The following is a 16,248-nucleotide window of genomic DNA, read 5'->3' on the forward strand; positions in this document are numbered from 1 at the left end:
TTCTCGTGACAGACAATCAGCAGCACTATCCGGACAGCAGCGGCGCCCGCTGGGAGACGCCGGCCGAACGGCCCGCGTTCCTGGACCGGACCGAGCCGGTGAGCCGTCAGGAGCGCGAAGTCCGCGGTGGTGACTCCTCCCTCGACGACCTGATGGGCAACCGCAACCGCACCTCCCGGCTGCCCTCCCAGGAACGCGGCGAAGAACCCTCCGGCGTCCACGCCGTCCCGCGCGGTCCCGAATCCCCGCCGCAGCAGTGGTCGCACGACAACGCGCCCGCCCCGGCTCCACAGTGGTCGCCGGAGAACGCGCCCGCCTCGCCACCGCAGTGGTCGCCGGACAGCGCCCCCACCCCGCCGCCGCAGCTGGGCGAACCGGCCACCGGCGACCCCGAACTCGCCGCGGTGTCGCGAATGGACGCACCCCGGCAGGTCCCGCCGCCGATGCCGCCCCAGCTGGGCGACAACGCCCACCGCCCGCCCATGGCCCAGCCCTCGCCCCCGCCCGCCGACCTGAATGAGCCCACCCAGATGCACAACCCGGTCACCAGCGCCCCGCCCGCACAACAGCAGCGGGGGAGCACCTACCCGCCGCAAAGCGGCGGCGTCTACCAGAGCAACAAGTCCGGTCTCGGCTCGCTGGCCTGGGTCGCCGCGCTCATCATGGCGCTGCCGATCGCCTACGTCATGATCCGCAGCCTGGCCTCGGGCGCCGACGTCATCCTCAGCGGCGCGGTCGCCTCCGGCGTCTTCGCGCTCGCCGGACTCCCGTTGACGGCCTACGGACTGCAGGCCAGTCTCAACGCCAACACCGGCGAGACTCCCTCGCCGTTGCGGGCCCCCTACGTGTATCTGGTCATCGGTCTGGTGCTGCTGCTCGCCGCCGGAATGGCGGCCGGCTAGCCAGCGCGAGACCCAGCGACAACGCCGCGTACACTGGTCGCCGGCAGCCGTCACGAGGGCGGCTGACTATCGCGTGCCCATGCGCACCCCAAACGGTGCGGGCCCCGCGGCCCCGGTCCGAATCAGCTTCGGCCAGCGCGGCGGTCTCGTCACGGGCACCAGGCGCACAACCGTTTCTCGACGGTGTGCGAGCCAACCAGGGAAGTGCGAACCGAAGCCGATTCGGTTCGTGCGCTACGAAAGGAAAACCAGGCAGTGCCTGTTGTCAGCATGCGCCAGCTCCTCGAGAGCGGCGTCCACTTCGGCCACCAGACGCGTCGCTGGAACCCGAAGATGAAGCGTTTCATCCTCACCGAACGCAACGGCATCTACGTGATCGACTTGCGCCAGACCCTCGACTACATCGAGAAGGCGTACGGCTTCATCAAGAACACCGTCGCCGAAGGCGGCAGCATCATGTTCGTGGGCACCAAGAAGCAGGCCCAGGAAGCCATCGCCGAGCAGGCCCAGCGGGTCGGCATGCCCTACGTGAACTACCGCTGGCTCGGCGGCATGCTCACCAACTTCCAGACCATGTTCAAGCGGCTGCAGCGCCTCAAGGAGCTGGAGATCCTGGAACAGTCCGGCAACGCCAAGGAAGGCCGGACCAAGAAGGAACTGCTCCAGCTGATGCGCGAGAAGGACAAGCTGGCGCGCACCCTCGGCGGTCTGCGGGACATGACCAAGCTGCCGTCGGCCATCTGGGTCGTCGACACCAAGAAAGAGCACATCGCGGTTGACGAGGCCCGCAAGCTCGGCATCCCGGTCGTCGCGATCCTGGACACCAACTGCGACCCCGACGAGGTCAACTTCCCGGTCCCCGGCAACGACGACGCCATCCGTTCGGCCGCCCTGCTGACCCGGGTCGTCGCCGACGCCGTCGCCGACGGTCTGATCGCCCGCTCCAGCAAGTCCGACAAGGAAGAGGACAAGCCCGGTGCCGCCGGTGGCGACGCCGCCGAGCCGCTGGCCGAGTGGGAGCAGGAGCTGCTGAAGCCGACCGAGACCGGCGCCTCCGAAGGAGCGCACGCCGAGTCGGCCGCCGAGGCCAAGACCGAGGCCGACACCACCGTCGCCGAAGCCGAGGCTTCCGGCGAGGTCACTCCCTAGTTCGACCGTCCTTACACGTCACCAACTTCGAGTGGAAAGTAGAAATGGCCACAATCACCGCTGCTGACATCAAGCGGCTCCGGGAACTGACCGGCGCCGGAATGATGGACGTCAAGAAGGCCCTGACCGAGGCCGACGGGGACTTCGACGCCGCAGTCGAGGCTCTGCGCATCAAGGGCGCCAAGGACGTCGCCAAGCGCGCCGGACGCACCTCCGCCAACGGCCTGGTGGCGCAGTCCGGCAACGCGCTGCTGGAACTCAACTGCGAGACCGACTTCGTCGCCAAGAACGGCGCCTTCATCGAGCTGGCGCAGACGCTGGTCGAGCACGCCGCGGCCACCAAGCCCGGCAGTGTGGAGGAGTTCCTGGCCAGCGACCTCAAGGGCACCTCGGTCGCCGACATCGTCGCCGCCGAGTCGGCCAAGATCGGCGAGAAGCTGGTCGTCGGCAAGGTCGCGAACATCGAAGGCGACATCGCCGTCTACATGCACCGCAAGGACCCCGACCTGCCGCCGCAGGTAGGCGTCATCGTCGCCTTCACCGGTGACGCCGACGTCGCCCGCAGCGTCGGCATGCAGATCGCCGCGATGCGGCCGAAGTACCTGTCCAAGGACGAGGTGCCGGCCGAGACCATCGAGGCCGAGCGTCGCGTCGCCGAGCAGACCGCCCGCGAAGAGGGCAAGCCGGAGCGCGCGATCGAGAAGATCACCGAGGGCAAGGTCACCGCGTACTACAAGGACTTCGTCCTGCTGGAGCAGGGCTCGGTCTCCGACGACAAGAAGTCGGTGGCGAAGGTCCTGGAGGAAGCCGGTACCACCGTGACCGACTTCGCCCACTTCGAAGTGGGCCGGGAGTAGACGCCGAAGGCGTGAGGGGGCCATCGGATGGTTGACAGACCAGCCGACGGCCCCCATTTTTATGTACATCGCGATGATCACTTCAGGAGGAGCACATGGCTGATGCCGAGCGTCGACCGTACCGGCGCGTGGTACTGAAACTGTCGGGAGAGGTCTTCGGAGGCGGGGCGGTCGGTGTGGATCCCGACGTCGTCGCCGGTATCGCCGCACAGATCACCAAGGCCAGCAAATCCGGCGTACAGGTCGCGGTGGTCGTGGGTGGCGGCAACTTCTTCCGGGGCGCCGAACTGCAGCGCCGCGGCATGGAACGCAGCCGCGCCGACTACATGGGAATGCTCGGCACCGTCATGAACTGTCTGGCGCTCCAGGACTTCCTGGAGAAGGAGGACGTCGAGACCCGGGTGCAGACGGCCATCACGATGGCCCAGGTCGCCGAGGCGTACATCCCGCGCAAGGCCATGCGCCACCTGGAGAAGGGCCGCGTGGTCATCTTCGGCGCCGGTGCGGGCCTGCCCTACTTCACCACCGACACCGTCTCGGCGCAGCGCGCCCTGGAGATCAAGGCCGACGCCGTCCTGATGAGCAAGAGCGGCGTCGACGCGGTCTACACCGCCGACCCGCGCATCGACCCCAACGCCGAACGCCTGGAGACCATCACCTTCGACGAGGTGCTGCAACGCCGCCTGCAGGTGGCCGACCAGGCCGCCTTCAGCCTGTGCCAGGACAACGATCTGCCCATTGTGGTATTCGGCGCCGAGGTCGAGGACGGCATATCCAGGGCCTTGTGCGGCGAGCGGATCGGGACGCTCATAACCTCGGCCCGTCCCTAGAACCCCGCCGCGCGAGGCGGGGAGACACTCGTGCCGGTCCCGGCACGGGCATGACAACATGTCATCACAGCAGCGCGGCCAAGCCACGGCCATAACGCTTGAACCAGAGAATGTGAGTAGCGACCGTGATCGACGAGACTCTTTTCGATGCCGAGGAGAAAATGGACGGCTCAATCGAGCACGCCAAGGAGGAGTTCGCGGCCATTCGCACCGGCCGGGCCTCCGCGGCCATGTTCTCCAAGATCGTCGTGGATTACTACGGTTCACCGACCCCGTTGCCACAACTGGCCTCCATCGCCGTGCCCGAGCCGCGCATGGTCATCATCAAGCCGTACGACGTGTCGCAGACCGACGCGCTGGAACGCGCCATCCGCGACTCCGACCTGGGTGTCAACCCCAACAACGAGGGCAACCAACTGCGGCTGTTCGTGCCGCAGATGACCGAGGAACGCCGCCGCGAGATGATCAAGGTGGCGCGGCACAAGGCCGAGGAATCCAAGATCGCGGTGCGCAACGTGCGCCGCAAGGCCAAGGAGGAGCTGGAGCGTCTCGTCAGCGATGGCGAGGTCGGCGAGGACGAGGGTCACCGGGCCGAGAAGGACCTGGACGAACTGACCCAGCGGCACATCAAGCTCATCGACGAGCTGGTGGCGCACAAGGAAACCGAGCTCCTAGAGATCTGATGGGCCGTCACAACACGCCGCCGACGGGAATGCCACGTCCCGGACCGGGCGGTCACCACCAGCCTGCCCGCCCGCAGCCCGGGCCGGGCCCCGGCTTCCCGCCCGGACCACCGCCGCCCCCGCCCGGCTACGGCGACCACGACAACCCCGTCGCGGACCCGCAGCAGCCGTCTGAGGCCTGGCAGGACGCGTCCAAACCGCCGAGCCGGGCCGGACGCAACCTGCCGCTGGCCGTGGCCGCAGGCGTGATCCTGGGCGCCGTGGTGCTGGGGTCGCTGCTGATCTACCGCCAGATCTTCCTGGCCGTCATCGCGATCGCCATCGGCGTCGCGATCTGGGAGCTGTCGCAGGCGATGCGCACCGCCGGAATCCGGGTACCCACCTGGACGCTGTTGGCGTGCGGCCTGGGCATGCAGGGACTGACCTGGTTCGGCGGCCCCGAGATGCTGGCCCTGGGGCTCGGCGTCACCGTCGTGGTCCTGGTGGTGTGGCGGTTCGCCGACGGCGCCACCGGATACCACTCCGACATTCCCGCGGCGACCCTCGTGGGCGTCTTCGTGCCGTTCCTGGGCGGTTTCGCGGTGCTGCTGCTGGCGCCCCCCGACGGCGCCAAACGCGTGATCGCGACCCTGCTCGTGGTCGTGCTCAGCGACACCGGCGGATACATCGCCGGGGTCCTGGCCGGGCGTCACCCGATGGCGCCCACCATCAGCCCCAAGAAGTCCTGGGAGGGCATGGGCGGTTCCCTGGTGGCCTGCGCCATCGGCGGGGCGGTCACGCTTCAGCTGATGTTCGACGTGCCGTGGTGGCAGGGTGCGGTCTTCGGCGTCGCCCTGGCCATAACCGCCACTGTCGGGGATCTCACTGAGTCACTGATCAAGCGCGATCTGGGCGTCAAGGACATGAGCCGTCTGGTGCCTGGTCACGGCGGTCTCATGGACCGGCTGGACTCGATTCTGCTGGCCCTGCCCGTGGCCTACGCGCTGCTGACGTATCTGGCGCCGGTCGGCAGCCACTGATTGCGTCTGCGTGATTCTCTCCCTATCCTGCATGATCGCTTGAAGCGGCATGCAAGACTGGATTGGATATGACCACGCCTGTATTGACTTTGACGCCGCCGCGGGCTACGCGGTCCCTGCCGCCGCGCCACTTCGCCGACCTCACCATGGAGGAGCGGCGTGAGGCGGTCCGTGAGCTGGACGAGCCGGCCTTCCGGGCCAACCAGCTGTCCCGGCAGTACTACACCCGGCACGAGACCAGCGTGTCCCGGATGACGGACCTGCCGGTGGCGTCGCGCGACAAGATCGCCGAAGCGCTGTTCCCCGCGCTGCTGACGCCCATAAAGGACACCGAATGCGACGACGGTACCACCCGCAAGACGCTGTACCGGCTGCATGACGGCTCGCTGGTCGAGAGTGTCCTCATGGGATACCCGGATCGGGCGACGGTGTGTGTTTCTTCACAAGCGGGCTGCGGCATGGCCTGTCCCTTCTGCGCGACGGGCCAGGCGGGCCTGACGCGTAACATGTCGACCGCCGAAATCGTTGAACAGGTTGTCAACGCCGCACGGCTCGCTGAGCAGGCCAAACTCGGCCGGTTGTCTCATGTCGTGTTCATGGGAATGGGGGAACCTCTGGCCAACTACTCGCGGGTGGTGGCCGCGCTACGTCGGGTCACCGACCCGACTCCGGGTGGACTGGGCCTTTCGGCCCGGCACATCACGGTGTCAACCGTCGGATTGGTTCCGGCCATTCGGAGGTTGACGGATGAGGATATGTCGGTGACGCTTGCTGTATCGCTGCACGCTCCGGACGATGAGCTGCGGGACGAGCTCGTGCCAGTAAACAGCCGATGGAAGGTCGCCGAAGTGTTGGACGCCGCATGGAACTATGCGAGGCGTACTGGGCGACGTGTCTCCATCGAATACGCGATGATCCGGGATGTGAACGACCAGCCCTGGCGGGCTGATCTGCTTGGGCGCCTTCTCAAGGGGAAACTCGCCCACGTTAACCTCATCCCCCTGAACCCCACTCCCGGCAGCAAATGGGACGCCAGCCCCAAGCCGGTGGAACGTGAGTTCGTGGCACGGTTGAGAGCAGCGGGCGTACCAACGACGGTGCGAGACACCCGGGGCCGTGACATCGATGGCGCCTGTGGCCAGCTGGCCGCGTCACAACAGGACGTCGCGCAAGGCAGCGGGACTAAGAACACGGCCCACGATCAAAGGGGCGAATCGCGGAAGGTGGCTTTGTAGTGGCCGGGCAGGGTGATCGATTTAGACGACGGGCGCTGAGTCGCGGCTACAAAGTCGACGAGGTCGATGCCTTTCTGGATCGGGTCGAGGCGACGCTCGCCGGTGAACCCATGGGTGCCCCGGTGCCGTCGCAGGAAGTCGACGACGTGGTCTTCCGGGTCCGTTTCGGGGGCTACGACGAGTGGCAGGTTGACGTCTACCTGGACCGGATCGCCCGGCAGCTGGGCGAGCTCGAGGAACGTGGCGTGCTGGGCCGGGCCCCGTCGCCGGAGTTCGCCGGGGGACCGGCGGGCAACGCCGGTGGCCGCGACGCCGGGATGCCGATGCGTGACAGCGGCCCGGTGCCGATGCACGACGGCCCGCCGATGCGCGGTGACGGTCCGATGCGGGACGGCCCCATGCCGCCCCCGATGCACGACGGCCCGCCGATGCGGGGCGACGGCCCGATGCCGCCCCGCGACATGCCGATGCGCGACGGTCCGATGATGTCGCCGCCGCGGGAACCCATGGGACCGCGGGACTTCGGTCCGCCGCGAGACATGCCCATGCGCGACACCCCGCCACCGCCGGACATGACGATGCCGATGCGGGAGGCCCCGATGCCGCCGCGTGACATGCCGATGCGCGACACTCCGGGCCCGATGCGCGAACCCTCGCCTCCCCGTGACATGCCGATGCGGCAGCAGGCGCCGATGCACGGCGGCTCCGAGCCGACCATGATGATGAACCAGGCTTCGCCGCCCCGCGACCTGCCGCCGATGCGCGACGAACCCTCGACTCCGCCACCCATGAACCGCCGTCCGGGACCCCCGCCCCCGCCGCCCGGTGGACCGGGCCCGGGTCCGGGCTCCGCCGCCCCCATCGAGGACGACGGCGAGGGCTTCGGCCACCTGCGTCCCTCCGACGACGAGGGCTTCGGCCACCTGCGCGGTGGCGACGACTTCGACGACCCGTTCGCGGGTCACCGTGGCCGTCGCGGCGGCGCCCCCGCCGGTTTCGAGAGTGCCGCCCCCATGAGCGGCCCCCCGCACCCGCAGGACGATCGCTTCGGCGGTCCGCCGCCTCCTGACGATCGCTTTGGTGGGCCTCCGCCCCCCGACGATCGCTTCGGTGGGCCTCCGCCGCCTCCTGACGACCGTTTCGGTGGGCCGCCGCCCCCCGATGACCGTTTCGGTGGCCCGCCGCCGGACGACCGCTTCGGTCCGCCCTCGGGGCATTTCGACGCCGAGCCGCGGCCACCGCAGCCCGGCGGCATGATGCCTCCGCCTCCGCCACCCCCGCCGCCCGGCCAGTGGGGCGAGCCGGTGTCCCCGGCGGGCCCGCCCGGTTTCGACCGCAGGCCGCCGGAGCCGTTCGACCAGGACGCCGACATGACCCGTCCGCTGCGGCGCCCGATGGGCGATCCGCCGCCGACGCTGCCGGACTCCGAGCTGACCCAGCGGCTGCGCCGCGGCGGCGAGGACCGGTTCGGTGCCGCGCCACCGCCGCCTCCGCCACCCCCCGGGCCCGGACGAGGCGGCCCGCCGCCGCGCCGGGACATGGAACCGCCGACGCCGCCGCGCGGTGTCTCCGGCGACCCGGACATCCCGACCATGGCGCACCCGGTCATACAGAACCCGCCGGGTGGACGTCCGCCCTCGCCGTACGACGACCCGCAGGGTTACCGCGACGGACCGCCCGGCGGTCCCGGCGGACCCGACTCGGGCCGCCGCAACCCGTACGAGGGGCGTCCCTACGAGGGCCGGGGCGTGTTCGACGAACCCGGTCGCCACGGCCGCGACGAGATGACCACCGAGATGAACGCCGGTGACTCGCCGTTCCAGCCGGAGGACGTGCAGCGCGTCGAACAACTGCGCAGCTCGTTCAAGCCGCGCCGGTTCGGCAGCGGCTACGACCCGGTCCAGGTCACCCGGATCTTCGACGCCATGTCGTCCAATATGACCAAACGCTCACCGGTCGCGGTGACGGACAAGGAATTGGACACCAGGCAGTTCAGTCTGGTCCAACAGGGATACTTCGAGCCCGAAGTGGACGCGGCGCTGCGTGAGGTGCGTGACATCTTCGCCAAGCGCGGCATGATCCGCGACTGACACGACGAGAACGGCGGCCGGAAGACCCTTGGTCTTCCGGCCGCCGTTACGTTCTCGGGGGCTACTCGCGCAGCCCGTTGCGCACCATCAGCCAGTCGGCGGCCAGCCCGATGGCCAGGACACCGGCGGTGAACAACAGCCACAGGTCTTCGACGCGACCCTCGTGATTGCCGAACAGGTACGCGATCATGGTGATGATCCCCGCGATCGTGACGGTGTAGGCCACCTTGCGATTCGTGGGTTTGCGCTGGTCCGGTGAGGTCACAGGTTCGTTGTTGCCTGCCACTGCCGTTCCGCCTTCCGTGTGGATGTCGAGGTGGGCTTTCGTCCATAGTCTCGCACGTGTCGGGACAGGGTTTGTCCCCACCTGAACGACTGGGGTGGCCGGGTATGGTCGTACGTCGGATAGGCGCGAAAAACACTGAACGAAGAGGGTTGGACGACTAGTGCGTATCACCGGTACCGGACACGCGAGCATGCTGATTGAGACCGCGGCGGGCACGATCCTGACCGACCCGTGGGTGAACCCGGCGTACTTCGCCTCCTGGTTCCCGTTCCCGGACAACTCCCAGCTGGACTGGGACACCTTGGGCCGCTGCGATTTCCTGTATGTCTCGCACCTGCACCGCGACCACTTCGACGAGCAGAACCTGCGCGAGAAGATCTCCAAGGACACCACCGTCCTGTTGCCGGAGTACCCGACCAGCGAGCTCGAGGACGAGCTGCGGGCCCTGGGCTTCACGAAGTTCATCAAGACCGTCTCCGGTGAGGTGACCGAGATCGGCAACGGCGTCAAGGTGATGATCCAGGCGCTGACCTCGCCCACCGACGGCCCGATCGGGGACTCCTCGCTGTGGGTGGAGGACGCCGACGGCGTCCGGCTGCTGAACCAGAACGACGCCCGCCCCACCGACCTGTCGGCGTTCACCGCGCTGGGCGACGTCCACGCGCACCTGCTGCAGTTCTCCGGCGCGATCTGGTACCCGATGGTCTACGAACTGCCCGAGACCGCCAAGACCGCCTTCGGCAAGCAGAAGCGTGAGCGCCAGATGGACCGGTCGCTGCGCTACATCGACGACGTCAAGGCCGCGCACGTGTTCCCGATCGCGGGGCCGCCGTGCTTCCTGGACGACGCGCTGTGGAAGTTCAACGACATCTTCGGCGACGAGGGCAACATCTTCCCCGACCAGCAGGTCTACACCGACTACCTGGCGCAGAACGGTTACGACAACTCGGTGATCCTGCTGCCGGGCACGGTCGCGGAGGTCACGCAGACCGGTTGCACGACAACGCATCCCGTCGACGACGTGCGGGAGTTCTTCGACAACAAGGAAGAGCACCTCATCGCCTACCGGGACCGGCAGCGTCCGGTGATCGCGGCGGCCAAGAAGTCCTGGGAGCACCCCGAGATCGACGTGTTCGCCGAGGTGAAGGCCCGGTTCGAGCCGTTGATGGAGGAAGCCGAGTTCATCGCCGCGGGGATCAACGGCCCGGTGCGCTTCGACCTGCTCAAACCGGACTCCGACGAGGTCGCCGAGTCGGTGCTGTTCGACTTCACCAACCGCGAGGTCCGCCGCTACGACGGCGAGAAGTGCCGCTACCGGTTCAAGACCGAGCGGCGGCTGATCGAGCACCTGCTGCACATCGAGGAGATCGACTGGGTCAACTCGCTGTTCCTGTCGTGCCGGTTCTCGGCCGCCCGTATCGGCCAGTACAACGAGTTCGTCTACACGTTCTTCAAGTGCCTGTCGGAGGAGCGGCTCAACTACGCCGAGGGCTGGTACGCCGAGCAGAAGCCCGACGCCGAGGACATCAACCTGCAGGGCTGGACGGTGCAGCGCCGCTGTCCGCACCTGAAGGCGGACCTGTCGCGGTTCGGCAAGATCGAGGACGGCGTCCTGACCTGCCAGATGCACGGCTGGAAGTGGAACCTCGAGTCCGGCAAGTGCGTCACCAGCGTCGGGGGGCAGCCCATTCGTTCGTCGAAGGCTTCCTGAGACAGAAATAGGCCGACGCCGGGGGAAGAGGAAAACCCCGGCGCCGGCGCGTGTCCGGTCAGCCTTTCGTTAATACCCGAGAGGAGGGCACGGGCATAACTGCTTGCCCGGACCGCAAGGGAGACAGACGTACTGGGCCGCCATTCGGCGTTTGCTCGACGATCGTCCGCGAACGGTCGCGTCGTTTGGTCTCGCGGTAACGACGGGCGGCGTGCACCGCCTCGCCGATCTGGCCGTCCCAGCAGGCCCAGGAGTGGCAGGGCCAACCCTGGCCGCAGACGGCGCAGACGCGGGACTGGTCTTTGGGAGTATGGCGCAGCCACCACCGCACCTGTACTGGCCAAAGACTTGGGCATAGAACGCCGGCCGGGGGCTCACTCGGCGGCGGTTGATCCAATGTGTACGGACTTCTCATTTCCCCACCCTTTCGGGGTCCCACCAGTGTGTAGTTCTGTGGAGAATTGTCCACAAGGTTGCTGTATGTATCCGGGGTATGTACCTCGGGTAACCTCTGGGGTATAGACTTGCACATGCAGTTTGGCGCTGCAAGAGGTTCAACCAATTTGGGTGAAGAATTTTCGCGGAGCCCCGGAGCGTCGCACTGGGTGTGCGAGAAAGTGGAGGGTGGTTGTGGGAAAGTATCCCGCGAGTCCGAAGAAAGACGTGCGGCGGCACGTCGCTGAGGAGACAGGGAGTTCACCTGTGGCAGCCAAGGTCAGCCCCACAGTTCGGCGTCGGCGGCTTGGTACGGAACTGCGACGGTTGCGCAAGGAGAGCAACGTCAGTGTCGACGACGTGGCCGAGGCTTTCGGTGTCACCGCGTCGACCATCTACCGAATGGAGCTCGGCCGGGTCGGCGTCAAGACCCGGGACATCGATCTGTTCGTCAATGTCTATGGAATTACGGACGACAAACTGGCCGGTGAGCTCAAGCAGCTGGCCAAACAGGGCAGTAAACGCGGCTGGTGGGCGAAGTACTCGGAGTCCATCCTGCCGCCCTACGCCACCTATATCGGCCTGGAGGCCGACGCCACCAGACTCAGCGTCTACGACGGCCTGATCATCAACGGGCTGTTGCAGACCCGTGAGTACGCCGAGGCGACCTTCGACTTCGCCTCGGAGCGCAACAAGAAGTACATGGACAGCCGCATCAAACTGCGGATGGAACGTCAGCTGCGGGTCACCGAGAAGCGGGACCTCCAGGTCTGGAACGTCATCGACGAGGGCGCGATCCGGCGGGTCGTCGGCGGCAAGACCGTCATGAAGGCCCAGCTGAACCACCTGCTGGAGTTGGCTCAGCTGCCCAACGTCACGATTCAGGTGCTGCCCTTCGAGGGTGGCGCCTACCCGGGGATGCTCAGTTCGTTCGTGCTGATGGAGTACGGCGAGGCCGACGCCGAGGGCAAGGGCGCCGACGGCCAGACCGACGGTTCCGAGGACCCGGACCCGTCGTACCGGCACCCGGACGTCGTCTACATCGAGGGCCACACCGGGGACGTCTACGAAGAGGAATACGTCGAATCGTTCCGGGATGTCTTCGAGAACCTGCGCATCGCCGCGTTGAGCCCGACCTCCAGTCTTGAAACCATCACGCAAATGCGCGACAAACTCGGCTGAGTTCGTCGCGCATTCGTTAGCGGGGTCGGCGCTTGTCAGCGTCGGCCCTCACGCTTCGCGGCAGCGATTATTCCGGCCCATTCGCCCGAACCGGCGAAGAGGGTCGGCCCGTGGACGTCCTTGGAGTCCCGGACCTCGACCCCGTCCGTGCGCAGTCGTGCCTCCACGCACGCACCGGCATGGCCGGAGTGGCTACTCTTTGTCCATTGTGTGCCGAGCATTGTACCCACCTGATTTCGTGATGCGGCGACGAATCGCTTTGTTCTGTGGAAATGTGGGCGCATTTTGCATGTGCCCGATTTCAAGGTAATGGTTGGCGCGGATCATAGCCACATTTCCCACGCATTCGTGTAGAATGCATGGGTTTTGTCGCACAGGTTGTGCGGCTTTTGGGTCCGTGCGAAATTTGTAATCACTTGGGGGAGTTGGGTCGTTACACGACGTATGATCAGCCGCATGATCAGGGGGGCTGTAATGCGTAGAAGTTTCACGAGTGTCGGTGTGTTGGCGGCCGTGGCCGTTGTGCTGGGTGGTTGCTCCGTGGGCGACGGCGATGGCGAGGAGGACAGCGCGACCGGGACGGCTTCCTCGCTTGAGGAGGACTACCAGAAGACCGTCGAAAAGGTGCTGCCGTCGATCGTCCAGATCACCACCGAGGAAGACCTGGGATCGGGCATCGTCTACGACGACTCCGGCCACATCGTCACCAACGCCCACGTGGTGGGGGAGGCCAAGGAATTCGAGGTCACGCCCGCCGCCGGTGGCGACACCGTCAAGGCGAGCCTGGTGGCGTCCTATCCGCCCAACGACCTGGCCGTGATCAAGCTGGAGAAGTCGCTGGACCTGCCGGTGGCCAAGTTCGCCGACTCCGCCGACACCGCGGTGGGGGACATGGTGCTGGCGATGGGCAATCCCTTGGGGCTGTCGGGAAGCGTCTCGCAGGGGATCGTCTCGGCGACCGGCCGCACCGTCAAGGAACCGCGCTCCAAGACTGCGCCGGAGGGGGCCACCATCCCCGACATGATCCAGACGACGGCGGCGATCAACCCGGGCAACTCCGGCGGCGCGCTGGTCAATCTGTCCAATGAGGTCGTCGGCATTCCGACACTGGCGGCCACCGACCCCGACTCGGGTGACTCGGCGGCGCCGGGCATCGGCTTCGCGATCCCGTCCAGCGCCGTCACCCGGCTGGCCGACCAGATCATCAAGGACGGCGAGGTCACCGACTCCGGCCGTGCCGCGCTGAACATCGAGGCCCGCAACGTGGTGTCCTCCAGCCTCAAACCCGAGGGCGTCGGCGTCGTGGCGGTGAAGAAGGGCGGCGCGGCCGCGAAGGGCGGAGTCGAGGTCGACGACGTGATCGTCCAGATCGACGACACCGCGATCACGACGGTCAGCTCGCTCAACGAGTTCCTCGCGGGCAAGGCTCCCGGCGACAAGGTGAAGATCACAGTGGATCGTGGTGGTTCCGAAGAAAAGCTGACGGTCACGCTGGGTGAGCTATGATCCACGCGGGAATTCTCGATCAACGGGAACGGGGGAATCATTCATGAGCACACTGGTGGCGGTCGCCTATCCGGACGTGAGCACCGCGCAGACCGTGCTGGGCAAGCTGGGGGACATGCAGACCCGGCAACTGATCACATTGGAAGACGCGGTGGTCGTCGAGCATCGTGACAACGGCAAGGTCAAGCTGCACCAGACGATAAGCACGACCGGGACGGGCGCCGTCGGCGGAGCGCTGTGGGGCGGCCTGATCGGACTGCTGTTCCTGGCGCCACTGCTGGGCATGGCCGTGGGGGCCGGCGCCGGAGCCGCGGCGGGAGCCGCCACGGACGTCGGCGTCGACGACAACTTCATGAAGGACCTGGGCAACAACCTGCCCGCCGGTTCGGCGGCGCTGGTGCTGCTGGTCAACCAGGTCACCATCGACAAGGTGCTCGCCGAACTCGGCGGCCAGTACGGTGGCCGGATCCTGCAGACCTCGCTGTCGCAGGAGGAGGAGCAGCACCTGCGCGAGGCTGCGGCCTCAGCGGCGGCCAACGCCTGACCAAGCGAGAACAGGGGCACCCGGAGGACTCCGGGTGCCCCTGTCACGTCACCAGGACGGCTGCTCGCAGGCCTTGTCCGAGGCGGACGGTTCCACCTGCAGCGTCGCGTGTTTGATGTCGTAGTCGGTCTCCAGGCGCTGTCGGGCGGCGGCCAGCACCTCGCCGAGCACCGCGTCGGCGGAGATGGACAGGTGCGCCGAGGCCACGTCCATGCCGGAGGTCAGCGTCCACACGTGCAGGTCGTGCACGTCCTCGACACCGTCGACGTCGGCGAGGGAGCGCGTCACGGCCTTCAGGTCCAGGTGGGCCGGTGCGGTCTGCAGCAGGATGCGCAGCGCGTCGCGGCCCAGTTTGGCCGCCCGCGGCAGGATGAAGGCGGCCATGGCCATCGCGATGATCGGGTCGGCGTAGTACCAGCCGGTGGTGGCGATGACGATGGCGGCGGCGATGACGCCGATCGAGCCGAGCAGGTCGCCCATCACCTCGAAGTAGGCGCCGCGGACGTTGAGGCTCTCCTTGGCGCCGGATCGCAACAGCGACAACGAGACCAGGTTGGCGATCAACCCGAACGAGGCCACTATCAACAGTGGAATGGAGGCGACCTCGGGCGGCTCGGAGAACCGCTGGATCGACTCGTAGCCGACCCAGATCGCGACGCCGAACAACAGCACCGTGTTGGCCAGCGCCGCCAGCACCTCGAGCCGGTACAGCCCGAAGGTGCGCAAGGGGTGGGCCGCCGCCCGGCCCACCGCGATGATCGCCGCCAGCGCCATGCCGGTGCCCAGCGCGTCGGTGCCCATGTGGGCCGCGTCCGACAGCAGCGCCAGCGAGTTGGTCATCAGTCCGGCCACGATCTGTACCAGCATGTACGTCACGGTGATGGCCAGCGCGATCCACAGCCGGTACCGGTGCTTCTCGCCCAGGCTCTTGGCTCCGTGATCGTGTCCCGCGCCCATGATTGATCCGTCCTGTTCGTCGATTTCTCATAACACCCCGACGGGAGAGCCTCCGCCAGTCAGATGTTCATATGCGAATGTGAGCATATCAAGTCGGGGCCAAACCGTCGCTGAGGGTCGCGTCACAGGCGTGAATTTCGTCCACTAGGGATGAAAAAAGTTCCATAATGGTGTGTTCGCGGACTCATTGTCGAGGCTTGCCGTCGTCCACCGTTATGGATCTTTTAAACTCAATACCAGGAGAATCGGTGGTGTCGCGGGCGGTTGACTGGCAGAATTGACTACGACTCCGACAAATTGGGTGTGTTGAGTGGCGGAGGATGAAGATGGGACTGGGTATGGCGATAGCCGTGGGCGCCTGGTCGATGGTCGCTGTGATCGCGTTGGTCGCGGCAGCTGGCTTGTACATGGCGCTGATTACACGAAAGCAGAAGAACACTGACGCCCTGGAAGAGGCGCGAACCGACGCGAAGCGTTGGTACGACATGCTTAGCGGGCAGTTGGCGAGTTTGTCCTCAGGGGATGATCCGGTGGCCTCGCGGGCGTTGAGCGACGCCTCCGAGCGGCACACCGCGGCGGCGGGGCAGCTGGCGGAGGCGGTCACCATCGGGCACTACCGTCAGGTCAGGCGTACCGCGACCGAGGGGCTGCGTTACATCGGGGCCGCGCGCGCCCGGCTGGGACTGGTTGCCGGTCCACAAGGGCCGCCGCCGGTGGCGCCCGACGGACGTCCAATGTACGAAGAGGGCTACCGCGCGGTGATTCCGGACACCATGGACGAACCGGTGCGCGTCAGCGAGACGCGTGGCCCGGCCAAACCGACCGTGCGTGGCGTCGCGCGTCTGATGCGGCACCAATAGGC

Annotated in this window: 15 protein-coding genes and 1 pseudogene; 13 read left to right on the forward strand and 3 right to left on the reverse strand. The window is 67.0% G+C overall.

All coding sequences use genetic code 11. From position 1 onward, the window contains the following. Window positions 1-5: 5 nt before the first annotated feature. The 8 genes and pseudogenes from SNAS_RS10835 to SNAS_RS37570 all read left to right on the forward strand — a co-directional run. The gene (locus SNAS_RS10835; RefSeq protein ID WP_013017459.1) at window positions 6-902 is read left to right on the forward strand and encodes a hypothetical protein; all 897 of its coding nucleotides are present in this window, start codon (window positions 6-8) and stop codon (window positions 900-902) included. 255 nt (window positions 903-1,157) lie between these two features. Next, the gene (gene rpsB, locus SNAS_RS10840) at window positions 1,158-2,051 is read left to right on the forward strand and encodes a 30S ribosomal protein S2 (protein ID WP_013017460.1); all 894 of its coding nucleotides are present in this window, start codon (window positions 1,158-1,160) and stop codon (window positions 2,049-2,051) included. A 44-nt stretch (window positions 2,052-2,095) separates the two neighbouring features. Next, the gene (gene tsf / locus SNAS_RS10845; protein ID WP_013017461.1) at window positions 2,096-2,908 is read left to right on the forward strand and encodes a translation elongation factor Ts; all 813 of its coding nucleotides are present in this window, start codon (window positions 2,096-2,098) and stop codon (window positions 2,906-2,908) included. 95 nt (window positions 2,909-3,003) lie between these two features. Beyond that, window positions 3,004-3,738, forward strand: a complete 735-nt coding sequence (gene pyrH / locus SNAS_RS10850; RefSeq protein ID WP_013017462.1) for a UMP kinase — start codon at window positions 3,004-3,006, stop codon at window positions 3,736-3,738. Window positions 3,739-3,863: 125 nt separating this feature from the next. Continuing rightward, a complete protein-coding gene (frr, locus tag SNAS_RS10855) occupies window positions 3,864-4,421 on the forward strand; it encodes a ribosome recycling factor (protein ID WP_013017463.1) in 558 nt (185 codons plus the stop codon). Beyond that, window positions 4,421-5,440 (forward strand): phosphatidate cytidylyltransferase, encoded by a 1,020-nt coding sequence (locus tag SNAS_RS10860; protein WP_013017464.1) that lies wholly within the window; start codon window positions 4,421-4,423, stop codon window positions 5,438-5,440. Before frr ends, SNAS_RS10860 begins: the two co-directional genes overlap by 1 nt. A gap of 68 nt (window positions 5,441-5,508) precedes the next feature. Next, on the forward strand, window positions 5,509-6,675 hold the full coding sequence (rlmN, locus tag SNAS_RS10865; RefSeq protein ID WP_013017465.1) for a dual-specificity RNA methyltransferase RlmN: 1,167 nt from the start codon (window positions 5,509-5,511) through the stop codon (window positions 6,673-6,675). Continuing rightward, window positions 6,675-7,157: pseudogene (locus tag SNAS_RS37570) on the forward strand (DivIVA domain-containing protein); the annotation flags it as partial. The gene rlmN and the pseudogene SNAS_RS37570, both read left to right, overlap by 1 nt. A gap of 1,669 nt (window positions 7,158-8,826) precedes the next feature. Here SNAS_RS37570 and SNAS_RS10875 read toward each other — a convergent pair. Further along, complete coding sequence (locus SNAS_RS10875; protein ID WP_013017467.1) at window positions 8,827-9,051, reverse strand: DUF2631 domain-containing protein; 225 nt, start codon at window positions 9,049-9,051, stop codon at window positions 8,827-8,829. Between the two features lie 160 nt (window positions 9,052-9,211). Here SNAS_RS10875 and SNAS_RS10880 point away from each other — a divergent pair, with 160 nt between their 5' ends. Together SNAS_RS10880 and SNAS_RS10885 are read left to right on the forward strand one after the other, a co-directional pair. Beyond that, on the forward strand, window positions 9,212-10,762 hold the full coding sequence (locus SNAS_RS10880) for a Rieske 2Fe-2S domain-containing protein (protein WP_013017468.1): 1,551 nt from the start codon (window positions 9,212-9,214) through the stop codon (window positions 10,760-10,762). 702 nt (window positions 10,763-11,464) lie between these two features. Next, the gene (locus SNAS_RS10885; RefSeq protein ID WP_169313873.1) at window positions 11,465-12,379 is read left to right on the forward strand and encodes a helix-turn-helix domain-containing protein; all 915 of its coding nucleotides are present in this window, start codon (window positions 11,465-11,467) and stop codon (window positions 12,377-12,379) included. Between the two features lie 35 nt (window positions 12,380-12,414). Here SNAS_RS10885 and SNAS_RS33970 read toward each other — a convergent pair whose 3' ends face one another. Beyond that, complete coding sequence (locus tag SNAS_RS33970; protein WP_341871789.1) at window positions 12,415-12,663, reverse strand: DUF397 domain-containing protein; 249 nt, start codon at window positions 12,661-12,663, stop codon at window positions 12,415-12,417. 190 nt (window positions 12,664-12,853) lie between these two features. On the opposite strand from SNAS_RS33970, the gene SNAS_RS10890 reads away from it, so the two are divergent. Further along, window positions 12,854-13,885, forward strand: coding sequence for a S1C family serine protease (locus SNAS_RS10890; RefSeq protein ID WP_013017471.1), 1,032 nt, complete (start codon window positions 12,854-12,856; stop codon window positions 13,883-13,885). Between the two features lie 43 nt (window positions 13,886-13,928). Beyond that, window positions 13,929-14,429 carry a DUF1269 domain-containing protein gene (locus SNAS_RS10895; protein ID WP_013017472.1) on the forward strand — a complete coding sequence of 167 codons (501 nt, stop codon included), beginning with the start codon at window positions 13,929-13,931 and terminating at the stop codon, window positions 14,427-14,429. Between the two features lie 48 nt (window positions 14,430-14,477). On the opposite strand, the gene SNAS_RS10900 is transcribed toward SNAS_RS10895, so the two are convergent. Continuing rightward, window positions 14,478-15,386, reverse strand: a complete 909-nt coding sequence (locus tag SNAS_RS10900) for a cation diffusion facilitator family transporter (protein ID WP_013017473.1) — start codon at window positions 15,384-15,386, stop codon at window positions 14,478-14,480. Between the two features lie 326 nt (window positions 15,387-15,712). Between SNAS_RS10900 and SNAS_RS10905 the strand changes: the two genes are divergently transcribed. Continuing rightward, complete coding sequence (locus SNAS_RS10905; RefSeq protein WP_013017474.1) at window positions 15,713-16,246, forward strand: hypothetical protein; 534 nt, start codon at window positions 15,713-15,715, stop codon at window positions 16,244-16,246. The last annotated feature ends 2 nt before the right edge of the window (window positions 16,247-16,248 follow it).

The organism is Stackebrandtia nassauensis DSM 44728 (assembly GCF_000024545.1).
Lineage (GTDB): Bacteria > Actinomycetota > Actinomycetes > Mycobacteriales > Micromonosporaceae > Stackebrandtia > Stackebrandtia nassauensis.

Bases quoted from the DNA above. Each gene is read 5' to 3' on its own strand.
- tsf (WP_013017461.1), top strand. From the start codon at position 2,096: ATGGCCACAATCACCGCTGCTGACATCAAGCGGCTCCGGGAACTGACC.
- pyrH (WP_013017462.1), top strand. From the start codon at position 3,004: ATGGCTGATGCCGAGCGTCGACCGTACCGGCGCGTGGTACTGAAACTG.
- SNAS_RS10860 (WP_013017464.1), top strand. From the start codon at position 4,421: ATGGGCCGTCACAACACGCCGCCGACGGGAATGCCACGTCCCGGACCG.
- rlmN (WP_013017465.1), top strand. From the start codon at position 5,509: ATGACCACGCCTGTATTGACTTTGACGCCGCCGCGGGCTACGCGGTCC.
- SNAS_RS33970 (WP_341871789.1), bottom strand. From the start codon at position 12,663: ATGCGCCCACATTTCCACAGAACAAAGCGATTCGTCGCCGCATCACGA.
- SNAS_RS10890 (WP_013017471.1), top strand. From the start codon at position 12,854: ATGCGTAGAAGTTTCACGAGTGTCGGTGTGTTGGCGGCCGTGGCCGTT.
- SNAS_RS10895 (WP_013017472.1), top strand. From the start codon at position 13,929: ATGAGCACACTGGTGGCGGTCGCCTATCCGGACGTGAGCACCGCGCAG.
- SNAS_RS10900 (WP_013017473.1), bottom strand. From the start codon at position 15,386: ATGGGCGCGGGACACGATCACGGAGCCAAGAGCCTGGGCGAGAAGCAC.
- SNAS_RS10905 (WP_013017474.1), top strand. From the start codon at position 15,713: ATGGGACTGGGTATGGCGATAGCCGTGGGCGCCTGGTCGATGGTCGCT.